The 16614-nt window shown below is 39.4% G+C and carries 7 protein-coding genes; 1 reads left to right on the top strand and 6 read right to left on the bottom strand.

Features of this window, described 5'->3' with window-relative positions:
* Positions 1-72: 72 nt before the first annotated feature.
* From ACNR9Q_RS16135 to ACNR9Q_RS16145, 3 genes are read right to left on the bottom strand one after another with little or no spacing between them, the layout of a single operon-like run.
* Positions 73-2013: an OmpA family protein gene (locus tag ACNR9Q_RS16135; RefSeq protein WP_419212256.1), complete on the bottom strand. Its 1941-nt coding sequence runs from the start codon at positions 2011-2013 to the stop codon at positions 73-75.
* Positions 2014-2028: 15 nt separating this feature from the next.
* Entirely contained in the window at positions 2029-2982 is a 954-nt protein-coding gene (locus ACNR9Q_RS16140) for a type IX secretion system membrane protein PorP/SprF (RefSeq protein WP_419212257.1), read from the bottom strand.
* 11 nt (positions 2983-2993) lie between these two features.
* Positions 2994-5996 carry an Ig-like domain-containing protein gene (locus ACNR9Q_RS16145; RefSeq protein WP_419212258.1) on the bottom strand — a complete coding sequence of 1001 codons (3003 nt, stop codon included), beginning with the start codon at positions 5994-5996 and terminating at the stop codon, positions 2994-2996.
* A 376-nt stretch (positions 5997-6372) separates the two neighbouring features.
* On the opposite strand from ACNR9Q_RS16145, the gene ACNR9Q_RS16150 reads away from it, so the two are divergent.
* Complete coding sequence (locus tag ACNR9Q_RS16150) at positions 6373-7962, top strand: peptide chain release factor 3 (protein ID WP_419212259.1); 1590 nt, start codon at positions 6373-6375, stop codon at positions 7960-7962.
* A 33-nt stretch (positions 7963-7995) separates the two neighbouring features.
* On the opposite strand, the gene ACNR9Q_RS16155 is transcribed toward ACNR9Q_RS16150, so the two are convergent.
* The 3 genes from ACNR9Q_RS16155 to rpoB all read right to left on the bottom strand — a co-directional run bounded on the left by ACNR9Q_RS16155 (position 7996) and on the right by rpoB (position 16535).
* Positions 7996-8310, bottom strand: coding sequence for a DUF3467 domain-containing protein (locus ACNR9Q_RS16155; RefSeq protein WP_419212260.1), 315 nt, complete (start codon positions 8308-8310; stop codon positions 7996-7998).
* 54 nt (positions 8311-8364) lie between these two features.
* Positions 8365-12663, bottom strand: a complete 4299-nt coding sequence (rpoC, locus tag ACNR9Q_RS16160) for a DNA-directed RNA polymerase subunit beta' (RefSeq protein ID WP_419212261.1) — start codon at positions 12661-12663, stop codon at positions 8365-8367.
* 62 nt (positions 12664-12725) lie between these two features.
* Entirely contained in the window at positions 12726-16535 is a 3810-nt protein-coding gene (rpoB, locus tag ACNR9Q_RS16165; protein WP_419212262.1) for a DNA-directed RNA polymerase subunit beta, read from the bottom strand.
* Positions 16536-16614 lie beyond the last annotated feature (79 nt).

A 16614-nucleotide genomic window follows, 5' to 3' on the forward strand; every position in this document is an offset into this window, starting at 1 on the left:
TTGAGGTTTTTAAAAATCAAAAAAGCTAGGAAACAATTTAATGTTTCCTAGCTTTTTTGATAAAATATGAATCTACTCCAGAATAATAAATTCGGAGCGTCTATTGACATCGTGCTGTGCAGCAGAACAACGAACGCCATCCGAACATCCGTTCAATAATTTACTTTCGCCATATCCTTCGCTTTTTAATCTATCTTTAGAAATACCCTTTTTAATCATATAATTCACTGTAGATTCTGCCCTTTTTTGAGAAAGCCAAAGATTATAAGCGGCAGAACCTCTGCTGTCGGTATGTGAATTTACTTTCAACTTTAAACTTGGATATTTTTCCATTGCGGCGATCACTTTTTCAATCTCCACTTCAGAATCTTTCCGGATATTGTACTTGTCAAAATCAAAATAAATGGTGCTTAATTGAAGTAATTTTGCCAAATCGTCACCAAAACCAGCGGTAATACGGTCTTTTTCAAGATAAAAATCAATAATTTTCGGCTTTCCGTCTGAAACTCCAATATATTCTTCGAAGGGTATATAGCCCTCCATTAAAGCCCTTACAAAATTACCCTGATTACAATCTAGCTCTAAACTATACGTGCCGTCAGAATCGGTTATGGTAGAAAATAGTTCTTCGTTATTTTCATCGATTACTTTAATTGTTGCACCTATCAATACTTCATTCGTTACTTTGTCCCTAACGGTGCCTGTCACCTTTTGTATACAGTCAAAAACCAAAGGTCTTAATTCCACAAAACTATAAATATCATCAGCACCTAGACCTTCTTCCCGATTTGAAGCAACATATCCGGTACGTAGTTCCTCATCAAAAATAAATGTAAAATCATCACCTTTACTGTTAATCGGCTCCCCTACATTAAGTACTTTACCGGTAAAATCTTGTCGTTTTATTTTTGTTGCAAATACGTCCAATCCACCCAAGCCAGGATGGCCATCGGAAGAAAAATATAAAATTTCATCACTGGTCACATAAGGAAATGTTTCACGCGCTTCTGTATTGATATTCGGTCCTAAATTCTGTGGTGGACCGAACGTACGATCTTGGTTTATAGTCACCATAAATAAATCAGACTCCCCAAGAGATCCTGGCATGTCCGAAACAAAATACAATGTTTTCTCATCTGGACTTAAAGCCGGATTGGCTACAGAATATGCGTCGCTATTAAAAGGCAGTTCTTCGACGTCACCCCAAATATTACCTTCGGTCAACTGGGCCCTAAAGATTTTCAATCGGATGATACCCTTATCATCTTTTATATATTTACCTTCTACAAAATTGTTTCTGGTGAAATACAGGGTTTGACCATCTTTTGTGACCACAGAAGTAGATTCATGCAATCTAGTATTAATATTTTCGTCTAACTTTTTGACGGTATTTAGAGAGGAGCTATCTGCATTAACTTCATAAAGATCTAAAAAATCCTTGGCATTCCAAGTATGGCGGTATCTGGCAAAATTACCCGTATCCCTATCCGATGAAAATATTAGTCCTTCTTTATAAAACGAAGGTGCAAATTCAGAATAGGTTGTATTAAACTCAAAAGGACCTAATGTATACCTACCTGAATTTTCCTTGATTTCTGCCATAAAGTCTCTATCTTCATTAAATGCAGTAGCCCTACCGTCACCTTTGGTTATATCTATAAATTTGGTCATTATAGTGCTTGAAGTATCATAATCTCCCAATGTTTTTAAAGATTGGGCATATTTAAAATAATCCTCCGCCGTAACCTCCTCAGAATAATCCGCTACAAGTCTTTTATATGTATCAGCCGCATCCTTATAATCAGCATTATAATAATAGGAATTTCCTAATTTTCTTAGTAATTCTGCGGATACGTAGCCCTTTTCCAAAACCTTTTTATAGATATCAATAGCTGGACTGAACGAATAAGCCTCGAATTTTTCATTCCCTTTTTCTATTAGCCGTTCTTGGGCCTTGGCCATTCCATGTAAGAACAACAATAGTATTAGAACTAAATTTACTTTATGTTTCATATATAAAATTGCCATTTAGAAAAAACGAGGTGAAACCAGTCTTTGAAAAGATTTGACCAATTCATATCTTAAAAGCACTTCGAATGATCCATCATTGAATTGCGTCCCTCCCAAATCTGTAGTTTCCCTATCGTAAGCAAGTCCGATCATAAATTGATCAGAAATTTGGAAACCGGCCATCGCACTAACGGCTGCATCCCACCGATAGGCCGCGCCAAAAGTAAATTTATCGTTGAACATAAAATTTGCCGACATATCTACTTGCAAGGGCGCACCACCAACTACTTTGGTCAACAAAGCTGGTTTAAACTTAAGATTACCGTTCAAATCAAAAACATAACCGGTTATAAAATAAAAATTGATTCGCTCCTTAGATAAAAATTGAACGTCATTGGAATCTTGCTTAGAATTATCAAAATGTTCAGTCTGCAACAGATTAGGAGCAGAAAGACCTGCATAGAATTGATTGGAATGATAGTATGCCCCAACCCCGAAATTGGGTGAAAATCTATTCTCAATATTATCCGAATTCAGTGGTTCTGCATCAAAATTACGGAGCTCTGTAAAATCAAGATTCAAAAGGTTGCCACCAGCTTTTAACCCAAATGATAATTTTCCTTCCGCAGAAACATCAACGGTATATGACACTACGGCATCAAAATAGGTCTCTTGCACCACCCCATTCCCAATTTCATCATTTACAATGGATACACCGTAACCCAATTTACTATTCCTTATGGGTGATTGAATATTCAATGTTTGTGTTTTAGGCGCTCCTGGCAAACCCACCCATTGAGATCTATATAAAGCGGCAATACTTAATTGGCCGCGGGATCCCGCATACGCAGGGTTAACACTCATGGTATTGAACATATATTGGGTATATTGGGCATCTTGCTGCGCAATCATAGGCCCACAAACTAAGAATATGGAACCTAATAGAAATAAAAAATTATTTTTGACATTCATATTTTCAACTGTTATCTACTGATATAAAGATATTCGCTATCCACTTTATTCACTCCATCTAAGGTGGTGTAATCAAAGATATAGAAGTATACCCCAGCAGGAAGATAATCTTCAACAACTAATGTTGATCTACCTCTCGACCTGCCATCAAATACATTATTCTGATTATTATAATTTTCTCCTTCATACACGGCGACTCCCCACCTATTAAAGATTTTTAAAGTACTGCTACGAATTTTATCAACTCCTTTAATAAATAGGAAATCATTTTTACCATCACCATTTGGAGTCACCATTTGATTGACTTCTATTACAGTTATTAAAATGTTAATCATCGCAGTATCACAATTACCATCCGCATCGCAAACCGTATAAAAAAGTTTGTCAGTACCATCGTAACCATCCTTCGGCGTATAGATAACCGTATCGTCGGTGATATCGTCCGGGGTGCCGCCATCGTTGGTCTCTATCCGTCCATTAGATGGTTCAGTCGTTGTTAGAGTTCCATTTTGAGGTATGCCAAAATCGTTGTCCAGAACATCTATCTCAACAGCCGTGTCCATCGGTGTGGACGCCGTATCGTCGACCACGTCCAAGGCTACCGGCGTACCCACGGTTACCGTTATCGTGGCCGTGTCGCACGTGCCCACGGCATCGCAGACCGTGTATTCGAAACTGTCGGTGCCCTCGTAACCATCCTTCGGGGTATAGGTCACCGTATCGTCGGTGATATCGGCCGGGGTGCCACCATCGTTGATATCTACCGTTCCACTAGTAGGTTCGGCCACTGTCAACGTGCCGTCCGAAGGGATTCCCAAATCATTATCCAGAACGTCTATCTCAACAGCCGTATCCTTCGGTGTGGACGCCGTATCGTCGACCACGTCCAAGTCTACCGGCGTACCCACGGTTACCGTTATCGTGGCCGTGTCGCACGTGCCCATGGCATCGCAGACCGTGTATTCGAAACTGTCGGTGCCCTCGTAACCATCCTTCGGGGTATAGGTCACCGTATCGTCGGTGATATCGGCCGGGGTGCCACCATGGTTGATATCTACCGTTCCGCTAGTAGGTTCGGCCACTGTCAACGTGCCGTCCGAAGGGATTCCGGAATCGTTGTCCAAAATATCTATCTCAACAGCCGTGTCCTTCGGTGTGGACGCCGTATCGTCGACCACGTCCAAGGCTACCGGCGTACCCACGATTACGGTTATCGTGGCCGTGTCGCACGCGTCCATGGCATCGCAGACCGTGTATTCGAAACTGTCGGTACCCTCGTAACCATCCTTCGGGGTATAGATTACCGTATCGTCGGTGATATCGTCGGGAGTCCCGCCATCGTTGATATCTACCGTTCCACTAGTAGGTTCGGCAACTGTCAACGTGCCGTCCGAAGGGATTCCGGAATCGTTGTCCAAAATATCTATCTCAACAGCCGTATCCTTCGGTGTGGACGCCGTATCATCGACCACGTCTAAATTTTCATTATTACCATTATCAGGATCAAGATAATCTGGAGTTCCATCATTATCGGTATCATCATTGGTAGGATCACCATCGTGATTGGCGTCTTCATCCGGTGTGTTTAAGCCATCACCATCGTCATCAATATCACGGTAATTGACATCCTCGGTACCGTCAGTGTCAGGTAAATCGTTTGTCGGGTCATTAATTTCATCGTTTACATCATAGCCATCGTTCACATCACTTCCCTCATAACCGTCATCGAGTCCGTCACCATCAGTATCGATTCCGGTAAGAGTCTGGTCCGGAATTCCATCGAAGTTGAAGTCGTTCCCCTCGTTGTTGTCGGGAACAAGGTCGTCATCACTATCATCATCAAGGTAATCTACACTATCATTTCCGTCGGTATTCACTGGTGTCAGACCTGTAGGGTAAGCGCTGTTCACTCCGTCGTTGAAGGCATAAGTAGCCTCGTCGTCTAAATTCGGTGCTATATAGCCAGCTGTAGTCTGCACCTCGACGTTATCGGGGATACCATCATTATCACTGTCTATATCCCTAAAGTCAGGTTGCGTATCTGAATCAGAATTGATGGGAGTTATACCATTATAAGTGTAAACATCATCTAGGCCATTGTTATTATTATCTACCCCACTAGGTGACTTATACTCATTAATTGTTTGGCTTTCTCGGTTATCTAATATTCCATCATTATCGGAATCCAAATCCCTATAATCTGGTATAGAATCACCATCAGTATCAAGAGTTGATAGTCCATCTTCATAGGCATCATCGATATCATTCTTATTGTTATCTCCAATAGGTGCGATATACCCTTGAGTGGTTTGCGCTTCTACCTTATCCTTAATCCCGTCAGCATCAGAATCGAAGTCCCTAAAATCTGGATATTGGTCGTCATCGGAATTTATAGGAACGATACCGAAACCATAACTTCCTTCATAAGCATCGTCTAAACCATTTCCATTGGCATCTATATTAGAAGGAGGAACAAAGGAAAAAAATGATTGAGCTTCAACGTTATCCCTAATACCGTCAATATCTGAATCCACATCTAAATAATCAGGGATCCTGCCCCTTCCTCCCAAACTTAAATCAGTGTTGATAGGGGTTAAACCAATGCCCCATGCACCCTCAAAGGCATCATCCACTCCATTGTTGTTGGCATCAATCCCAGATTTACTAATAAAACCAATACTCGTCTGAGCCTCAACAGTATCGAGAATACCATCGTTATCAGAATCAATATCCAAATAGTTTGGTATTCCGTCCCGGTCTTGGTCAGATGGATTCGTTAAATAATTATTATCACCATCTTCATTTTGGTCTTCAACGGTATTCAAAATTCCATCGTCATCATCGTCCAAATCACCATTGTAATAATTAGTGTCAGCCAAATTTGATGAATGTTCTGTAAAGTCTTCAAATCCAAAAATTCGAGAACTTACTAAAAGAAATAAAATGCATGAAAAAAGTAACCCGGACTTGCCCGAGTTAAAATTGCGACTATCTATAAAAGTAATTTCACCCATAAATGTTTAGTTTTTAACTAATCACCATGGCATTGAAAATATAGGTTCTTATAAGAAAGTGGGGCTTACTTTAAAGAAATTAATGCTAAGATATATTATATAAAACTTACTTCAAATTCTTTTGCCGTATCTATCAAATTCAAAAGACAAGTGACGTGATTCATCGATAAAATGTAAATTTTTTATAAACTTTATAGTGGATGTACGTTTCTCAGTGAAGAAAAGACTTTTTGAAGTATCAAAAATAGTAAAAACATTTTTTTTATGCTTGAGTTATTTACCTACGAAATCACATGACAAAAACATCAATCGATATGACCGTAGGAAATTAAATACTAAGAGCTCAATTTATATTACTTTTGCACAAATTTTTTACATGAGTTTTAAGCAAGAAATAGCCCGCAGAAGAACCTTTGGGATAATTTCCCACCCAGATGCGGGTAAAACCACATTAACAGAAAAGCTGTTGCTTTTTGGTGGTGCGATTCAAGAGGCAGGAGCCGTAAAGAACAATAAGATTAAAAAAACTGCCACCAGTGATTTTATGGAAATTGAGCGACAAAGAGGTATTTCGGTTGCGACCTCCGTTCTTGCTTTTAATTACGCCAATAAAAAAATAAATATTCTTGATACCCCGGGACATAAAGATTTTGCCGAGGACACTTTTAGAACATTAACAGCCGTAGACAGTGTAATCGTAGTAATCGATGTGGCCAAAGGGGTTGAGGAGCAGACCGTGAAATTAGTAGAGGTCTGTAGAATGCGTAAAATACCAATGATTGTTTTCATTAATAAAATGGACAGGGAAGGGCAAGATGCTTTTGACCTTTTGGATGAATTGGAACAAAAATTGGGGCTAGCTGTCACTCCTTTAAGTTTTCCTATTGGAATGGGGTATGACTTTAAAGGCATTTACAACATCTTCGAAAAAAACATCAACCTTTTTAGTGGCGACAGTAAAAAAAATATAGAAGAGACTATTGCTTTTGATGATTTGACCAATCCAGAATTAGAAAAAATTATTGGCAGTAGAGCAGCTAAGGAGCTAAGGGATAATTTAGAGTTGGTATGGGGCGTATATCCCAAATTCAATAAGGAGCTCTACTTAAAAGGTGACCAGCAACCTGTATTCTTTGGATCTGCCTTGAATAATTTTGGGGTCAGGGAACTGTTGGATTGTTTCATTCAAATAGCTCCACCTCCTCGATCCAAAAATGCCGAAGAGCGTTTGGTTGAAGCGAATGAAAAAGAAATGACGGGTTTTGTTTTTAAGATACATGCGAACATGGACCCGAAACATCGTGATCGTTTAGCCTTTATTAAAATTGTTTCAGGCACCTTTGAACGAAACAAACCTTATTTACATGTTAGACAGGGGAAAAATTTAAAATTTTCGAGTCCGAACGCCTTCTTTGCTGAAAAGAAGGAGATTGTGGATATATCTTACCCTGGAGACATCGTTGGCTTACACGATACAGGAAATTTCAAAATTGGTGACACCCTAACAGAAGGTGAAACGCTTCATTACAAGGGTATACCTAGTTTTTCTCCAGAGCACTTCAGGTATATCAACAATGCCGATCCCATGAAGTCGAAACAACTTAACAAAGGGGTCGATCAGCTTATGGATGAAGGTGTTGCACAACTTTTCACCTTAGAAATGAACGGAAGAAAAGTAATTGGAACCGTTGGAGCTCTACAGTTTGAAGTAATACAATATAGACTGGAGCATGAATATGGAGCTAAGTGTAGCTATGAAAATTTTCCAGTTTATAAAGCGTGCTGGGTAGGAACGGAAAATAGGAAAAGTGAAGAGTTTAAAGAATTCGAAAGGGTTAAGCAAAAATTCTTGGCCAAAGACAAAAGGGGGCAACTGGTATTCTTAGCAGATTCGCACTTTTCATTACAAATGACCCAACAAAAATATCCTTCGGTAAAACTACATTTCACATCTGAATTTGAATAAAAAAAGCCCAACTTTAAAAGTTGGGCTTTTTTTTTAAGCTTCTCCTGTCGGACCAAAATTAAGTGGTATCGACGGTTGCTCATAATCCTTTATTGTCCCATTAGCTTTCTCAAACCGTTGAACATTATCGTGCAATGCCTTTAAAAACTTTTTGGCATGCTGTGGGGTCAATATAATCCTACTTTTAACCTTTGCCTTCGGCGCCCCTGGCATCATACTGATAAAATCTACCACAAATTCGGACACTGAATGATTTATAATGGCAAGATTTGAATAAATTCCCTCAGCCATTTTTTCATCCAATTCAATATTAATCTGCTTTTGATTCGGATTCTTGTTGTCACTCATACTACTTAACTTTTAAAAAAAATAACCCTCAAATAAATTTGAGGGTTAGTATAATTAAAATCTCAAGGCCTCTTTTCTGGCCATTATCTCATCATATTCTTCTTTAGACCCAACGATAATGCTATCGTAATCCCTCATTCCAGTACCAGCCGGAATCTTGTGACCTACAATTACATTTTCTTTAAGACCTTCTAATGTATCGATTTTACCACTTACAGCTGCTTCATTCAGCACCTTGGTCGTTTCTTGGAACGATGCGGCAGAAATAAATGATTTTGTCTGTAACGAAGCCCGTGTAATACCTTGTAAAATAGGTGTTGCGGTTGCCGAAACAGCATCTCTTGCTTCTACCAATGCCTTATCACTACGTTTCAATAAAGAATTCTCATCCCTTAGTTCCCGTGGTGTAACTATTTGACCTGGCTTAAGATTATCTGAATCTCCGGCTTCCATCACAACTTTTTTACCGAAAATCTCATCGTTTTCTTGAATGAAATCATCTTTATGAATCAATTGATTTTCTAAGAAGATTGTATCTCCTGGATCTTCAATTCTTACTTTACGCATCATCTGTCTTACAACAACCTCAAAATGCTTATCATTAATTTTCACACCCTGTAATCGATATACTTCTTGTACTTCGTTTACTAAGTATTGCTGAACTGCCGAAGGACCTTTGATAGCCAAAATATCTTCTGGAGTTATAGAACCATCGGATAAAGGCATACCTGCTCTTACATAATCATTTTCCTGTACCAGAATTTGATTGGAAAGCTTAACCAAGTACTTCTTTACCTCACCCAATTTGGACTCTATGATAATCTCACGGTTACCTCTTTTAATCTTACCAAAAGAAACAACGCCGTCAATTTCAGAAACAACAGCTGGGTTAGAAGGATTTCTCGCTTCGAACAATTCAGTAACCCTTGGAAGACCTCCCGTAATATCACCCGCCTTAGCAGATTTACGTGGAATCTTAACCAAAATCTTACCTTCCTTAATCTTATCACCATCATCTACCATGATGTGAGAACCAACAGGTAGGTTATAAGAACGGAGAGTTTCTCCTTTTGCATCTTGAATCAACAGCGTTGGTATCAACCTCTTGTTTCTGGATTCAGAGATCACTTTCTCTTGGAAACCCGTCTGCTCATCAATCTCTACTTGATACGTTACGCCTTGCTCAATATTCTCGTAGGCAATTTTACCAGGGAACTCGGAAACAATAACACCATTATAAGGATCCCAAGAACAGATTACATCTCCCTTGTTAACTTTAGCGCCATTTTCAACGAATAATTGTGATCCATAAGGAATATTACTTGTACTCAAGGTAATTCCTGTTTTAGCATCTACAACTTTTATTTCACTGGTTCTTGAAATTACAATCTCTGAAGGCTTACCATCAGATCCTTCACCTGTTACGGTTCTTAAATCTTCAATTTCGGCAATACCGGAGAACCTAACTTCTAACTTGTTCTCTTCTGAAATGTTACCGGCGATACCCCCAACGTGGAAGGTTCTCAACGTAAGCTGTGTTCCTGGCTCCCCAATAGATTGGGCAGCGACAACGCCAACAGCCTCACCTCTTTGTACCATTTTATTGGTTGAAAGGTTTCTACCGTAACACTTAGCACAAATACCTTTTTCGGCCTCACAAGTGAGTGCTGAACGTACTTCTACTTTCTCTATTGGGGAGGCCTCTACTTTCTTCACATCGGCTTCCATTATCTGTTGGCCAGCTTTAAGTACCAATTCTTCCGTCATTGGGTCATATACATCATGTAATGATACTCGACCAAGTATTCTTTCCCCTAAGCTTTCAACGATTTCTTCGTTCTTTTTAAGTGCTTGAACTTCAACACCTCTCAAGGTTTCACAATCTTCTGTGTTAATAATAACATCTTGGGAAACGTCTACCAATCGTCTTGTTAAGTAACCTGCATCCGCCGTTTTCAAGGCTGTATCCGCAAGACCCTTACGTGCACCGTGAGTTGAGATAAAGTATTCCAAAATCGATAGCCCTTCCTTAAAGTTAGAAAGAATCGGGTTTTCAATAATTTCTCCACCACCAGCGGTAGATTTTTTAGGCTTCGCCATTAATCCACGCATACCGGTCAACTGACGAATTTGTTCCTTAGAACCCCTTGCACCAGAATCAAGCATCATATACACAGAGTTGAATCCTTGCTGATCCTCACGAATACGCTTCATTGCCAGTTCGGTCAACATTGCATTCGTAGAGGTCCAAACATCAATCACCTGATTGTAACGTTCGTTGTTCGTAATCAGACCCATGTTATAATTGGCCATAATACCTTCAACTTGTCCGTTCGCATCGGCAATCATCTCATGCTTCTCTTTCGGAATAATAATATCTCCTAAACTGAATGACAATCCACCTTTAAAGGCGAATTCATAACCCATCGTCTTAATCTTATCCAAGAAGTCAGCAGTAGTAGGTACATCGGTAACACTTAGAATACCCCCGATAATATCACGAAGCGATTTTTTATTCAATACATCGTTGATGTATCCAGCTGCTTCAGGCACCTCCATGTTGAACAAAACCCTACCTACAGTAGTAGGAATAATCTTGTATACCAATTCACCTTCTTCATTGAAATCTTTTGCCCGTACTTTAATACCGGCATTCAAATCCACTTTACCTTCGTTAAAGGCGATCTCAACCTCTTCAGAAGAATAGAAGGTGATACCTTCACCCTTAACTTTAACCTCAGGAGTTGATTTTCTTTCTTTGGTCATATAATACAGACCCAGAACCATATCCTGTGAGGGTACCGTAATCGGTGATCCATTCGCAGGGTTCAAAATATTGTGAGAAGCCAACATTAACAACTGTGCTTCCAAAATAGCCTCTGGACCTAGTGGTAAGTGAACCGCCATTTGATCCCCATCAAAATCCGCATTAAATGCAGTACATACTAGCGGGTGCAAACGAATCGCTTTACCTTCAATCAATTTCGGTTGGAACGCTTGGATACCCAAACGGTGTAAGGTAGGGGCCCTATTCAATAAAACAGGATGTCCTTTCAATACATTTTCCAAGATATCCCAAACTACAGGCTCTTTTTTATCTATAATTTTCTTTGCTGATTTTACCGTCTTTACAATACCTCTTTCAATCAATTTTCTGATTACGAAAGGCTTATAAAGTTCCGCTGCCATATCTTTTGGAAGTCCGCATTCGAACAACCTCATTTCAGGTCCTACAACAATTACCGAACGTGCTGAATAATCTACACGCTTACCTAACAAGTTTTGACGGAAACGACCTTGTTTTCCTTTTAAGGAATCTGAAAGTGATTTCAATGGTCTGTTAGATTCAGTTTTTACAGCTGATGCTTTTCTAGTGTTATCGAACAAGGAATCAACAGCTTCCTGAAGCATACGTTTTTCATTACGTAAAATTACTTCTGGTGCTTTAATCTCAACCAATCTTTTTAGACGGTTGTTTCTGATGATCACCCTTCTATAAAGATCATTCAAATCTGAAGTAGCGAAACGACCACCATCCAATGGCACTAATGGGCGCAATTCTGGTGGAATCACCGGAATCACTTTCATAATCATCCACTCTGGCTCATTCTCCCTATTCTCTTGAGATTCTCTAAGTGCTTCTACAACTTGAAGACGTTTTAGCGCTTCAGTCTTTCTTTGCTTAGAAGTTTCTGTATTTGCCTTATGTCTTAGTTCAAAAGAAAGTTCCTTAAGATTAATCCTTCCTAAAAGATCGATCAAACATTCAGCACCCATTTTAGCAATGAATTTGTTTGGATCAGAATCTTCTAAATATTGGTTTTCTTGTGGAATGGTTTCCAAAATGTTCAAGTACTCTTCCTCGGTCAAGAAATCCATTTTTTGAATTTCTTCACCTTCAGGGCCTTTGGCAATACCTGGTTGAATTACTACGTAACGCTCGTAGTAAATAATCATATCCAATTTCTTGGATGGTAAACCTAAAAGGTATCCTATTTTATTCGGCAATGAACGGAAATACCATATATGGGCAACCGGAACGACCAAATTTATATGCCCCACACGATCTCTTCGTACTTTTTTCTCAGTTACCTCTACACCACAACGATCACAAACGATACCGCGGTAACGAATACGCTTATATTTACCGCAAGCACATTCATAATCCTTTACAGGACCGAAGATTCGTTCACAAAAAAGTCCGTCACGTTCTGGTTTGTGCGTTCTATAATTAATTGTTTCAGGCTTCAAAACCTCTCCTCTGGATTCTGCCAAAATTGATTCTGGCGACGCTAATCCTATTGAAATTTTATCGAACCTTTTTACTGGGTTATTATCTTTTATTCTTGCCATAATAGCGTGCTGATAATGATTTAATTTGTTTTACTTAATAGCTTCCAATACAATGTATTGAACTATTCCTCAAGCCTAATATCCAAACCTAATCCCTTAAGTTCGTGCATTAAAACATTGAAAGATTCTGGTAAACCAGGTTCTGGCATAGTCTCACCTTTTACAATGGACTCGTACGTTTTGGCTCTTCCGATAACATCATCAGATTTAACCGTAAGAATCTCACGTAAAGTTGCCGATGCACCGTAGGCTTCAAGTGCCCAAACTTCCATCTCCCCAAATCGTTGACCACCAAACTGGGCTTTACCGCCCAATGGTTGCTGTGTGATCAATGAGTATGGTCCTATAGATCGTGCATGCATCTTGTCATCTACCATGTGGCCTAACTTCAACATATAAATCACCCCAACAGTTGCAGGTTGATCAAAACGTTGGCCCGTTCCACCATCATATAAATAGGTATGACCAAATCGTGGAATACCCGCCTCATCAGTATACGTATTAATTTCATCAAGGGTCGCACCATCAAAAATAGGTGTAGCGAATTTTCTACCCAATTTAAGACCTGCCCAACCTAATACAGTTTCATAAATCTGACCTATGTTCATACGAGATGGTACACCAAGTGGATTCAAAACAATATCCACAGGAGTCCCATCTTCCAAGAACGGCATATCCTCATGACGAACGATTCTTGAAACGATACCTTTGTTACCGTGTCTACCCGCCATTTTATCCCCTACTTTAAGCTTACGCTTTTTGGCGATGTATACTTTTGCAAGTTTCATAATACCTGCGGGTAATTCATCCCCTACAGAAATAGTAAACTTATCTCTTCTCAAGTTACCTTGAAGGTCATTAAGTTTAATCTTGTAATTATGAAGTAAATCAGCAACCAATGTATTGGTATCATTATCCGTAGTCCAACTTCCACCAACCAAGTGAGCGAAATCATCAACGGAATTCAACATTTTCATGGTATATTTCTTACCCTTAGGTAAAACTTCTTCACCCAAATCATTAAGTACTCCTTGTGAAGTCTTACCATTTACAATAGTGAACAGCTTTTCTACAAGTACGTCCTTCAATTCTTGGAATTTCACCTCATATTCCAATTCCAATTTAGAGAGTTCTTCCTTGTCCTCAGAACGTTTTCTCTTATCCTTAACAGACCTGGAGAATAATTTCTTATCGATTACAACACCTCTTAACGAAGGGGAAGCTTTCAAAGAAGCATCTTTTACATCACCAGCTTTATCTCCAAAGATGGCACGCAATAATTTCTCTTCAGGCGTTGGATCAGATTCACCCTTTGGTGTAATCTTACCTATTAGGATATCACCAGGCTTAACTTCTGCACCTATCCTAATCATACCGTTTTCGTCCAAGTCTTTAGTAGCCTCTTCGGAAACGTTCGGAATATCATGCGTAAGTTCCTCAGCACCTAATTTCGTATCCCTTACTTCTAAAGAATATTCATCAACATGTATAGATGTGAAAATATCTTCACGAACTACTTTTTCTGAAATTACGATCGCATCCTCAAAGTTATAACCTTTCCAAGGCATGAACGCAACCGTTAGGTTTCTACCTAACGCCAATTCTCCTTTTTCAGTTGCATAACCTTCACAAAGAACCTGGCCCTTCTTAACCCTATCGCCTTTTTGTACGATTGGTTTAAGGTTGATATTGGTTCCTTGGTTGGTTTTTCTAAATTTCACCAAGAAATAGGTTTTCTCATCCTCATCGAAACTGATCAACCTTTCATCTTCGGTACGATCATATTTGATAGTGATTTTTTCTGCATCCACATATTCTATAACCCCATCACCTTCTGCATTGATCAAAACTCTTGAATCTGAAGCAACCTGACGCTCCAATCCTGTTCCTACTATTGGAGACTGTGGTTTAAGTAATGGTACGGCCTGACGCATCATGTTAGATCCCATCAATGCCCTGTTCGCATCATCATGTTCTAAAAAGGGAATCAATGAAGCTGAAATTGAGGCGATCTGGTTAGGCGCCACATCTGTATATTGGATTTCTGCTGGGTCAACAACCGGAAAATCACCCTCTTCACGAGCAATGACCTTATCGGTATCAATTGTGCCATCGTCTTTCATAGGAATGTTGGCTTGCGCAATCTTCATTCCTTCTTCTTCCTCAGCACTTAGATATGAATAATTATTAATATCAACAACTGAGTTTGTCACCTTTCTATAGGGCGTTTCCAAGAAGCCCATCGGGTTTACCTTCGCAAATACCGATAAAGAAGATATCAAACCAATGTTTGGACCTTCTGGAGTTTCAATCGGACAAAGACGACCATAATGCGTATAGTGAACGTCACGCACCTCGAAACCGGCACGTTCTCTTGATAGACCACCTGGCCCTAGTGCCGATAATCTACGTTTGTGCGTAATCTCCGCTAATGGATTCGTTTGGTCCATAAACTGAGATAGTTGGTTCGTACCAAAAAATGAATTAATAACAGAAGACAAAGTCTTTGCATTAATCAAATCTATCGGGGTAAACACCTCGTTGTCACGAACATTCATTCGCTCACGAATAGTTCTGGCCATACGTGCCAAACCTACACCGAACTGAGAAGACAATTGTTCACCTACTGTTCTTACACGACGGTTAGAAAGGTGGTCGATATCATCAATCTCCGCTTTTGAGTTAATTAACTCAATTAAATATTTTATAATCGTTATGATATCTTCCTTAGTCAAGACTTGCTTGTCCATTCCAATATCCAACTGTAATTTCTTGTTCATTCTGTAACGCCCGACTTCACCTAAGTTGTAACGTTGATCAGAAAAGAATAATTTATCTATAATACCACGAGCTGTCTCCTCATCGGGCGGCTCTGCATTACGCAATTGACGGTAGATGTGCTCAACAGCTTCCTTTTCAGAGTTCGTTGGATCCTTCTGTAAGGTATTGTGAATAATAGCATAATCGGATTGTGCATTATTCTCTTTATGCAAAAGAATGGTTTTTACATCCGCGTCGATTATTTCTTGAATATGCTCCTTTTCCAAAATTGTATCCCTGTCAAGAACAATTTCGTTTCGTTCAATTGAAACCACTTCGCCAGTATCCTCATCCACAAAATCCTCATGCCACGTGTTCAAAACCCTTGCGGCCAACTTGCGGCCCAATACTTTTTTAAGACCGGCATTGGAAACTTTCACCTCTTCAGAAAGGTCGAATATCTCCAATATATCCTTATCACGTTCAAAACCAATAGCCCTGAACAATGTGGTAACCGGTAATTTTTTCTTTCTATCGATATAGGCGTACATAACACCATTTATATCGGTAGCGAATTCTATCCAAGAACCTTTAAAAGGAATTACCCGAGCAGAATACAATTTAGTGCCGTTTGCATGGAAAGATTGACCAAAGAAAACCCCTGGGGATCTATGTAATTGTGAAACCACAACCCTTTCGGCACCATTGATCACAAATGTACCACTAGGAGTCATATACGGAATTGTACCTAAGTACACATCTTGTACGATTGTCTCGAAATCCTCATGCTCTGGATCGGTACAATATAACTTTAATCTTGCCTTTAGCGGAACGCTATATGTAAGACCACGCTCGATACATTCTTGAATGGAGTATCTTGGCGGATCTATAAAATAATCTAAAAATTCCAACACAAACTGATTTCTTGTATCAGTTATTGGGAAATTTTCCATGAAGGTATTGTATAAACCTTCATTGCCTCTTTCATCTGATTTAGTCTCAAGTTGAAAAAAGTCTTGAAAAGATTTAATCTGAATATCCAAGAAATCCGGATAATCCGGTGTGTTTCTTGCGGAAGCAAAGCTTATTCTTTCAGTCTGATTTGTGAACATCTACGGACAGTGTTTTGATCGTGAGTACTTAGAGGGTAGTATACGTCTTGATATACCTAATTCTATAAAAAGGCTTAGG

Origin of the sequence: Maribacter sp. X9 (assembly GCF_048537565.1) — a bacterium.
In the GTDB taxonomy this organism is placed as follows: Bacteria; Bacteroidota; Bacteroidia; order Flavobacteriales; family Flavobacteriaceae; genus Maribacter.

Coding starts and splice junctions, on each gene's coding strand:
- ACNR9Q_RS16135 (WP_419212256.1), bottom strand. CDS start 2,013: ATGAAACATAAAGTAAATTTAGTTCTAATACTATTGTTGTTCTTACAT.
- ACNR9Q_RS16140 (WP_419212257.1), bottom strand. CDS start 2,982: ATGAATGTCAAAAATAATTTTTTATTTCTATTAGGTTCCATATTCTTA.
- ACNR9Q_RS16145 (WP_419212258.1), bottom strand. CDS start 5,996: ATGGGTGAAATTACTTTTATAGATAGTCGCAATTTTAACTCGGGCAAG.
- ACNR9Q_RS16150 (WP_419212259.1), top strand. CDS start 6,373: ATGAGTTTTAAGCAAGAAATAGCCCGCAGAAGAACCTTTGGGATAATT.
- ACNR9Q_RS16155 (WP_419212260.1), bottom strand. CDS start 8,310: ATGAGTGACAACAAGAATCCGAATCAAAAGCAGATTAATATTGAATTG.
- rpoC (WP_419212261.1), bottom strand. CDS start 12,663: ATGGCAAGAATAAAAGATAATAACCCAGTAAAAAGGTTCGATAAAATT.
- rpoB (WP_419212262.1), bottom strand. CDS start 16,535: ATGTTCACAAATCAGACTGAAAGAATAAGCTTTGCTTCCGCAAGAAAC.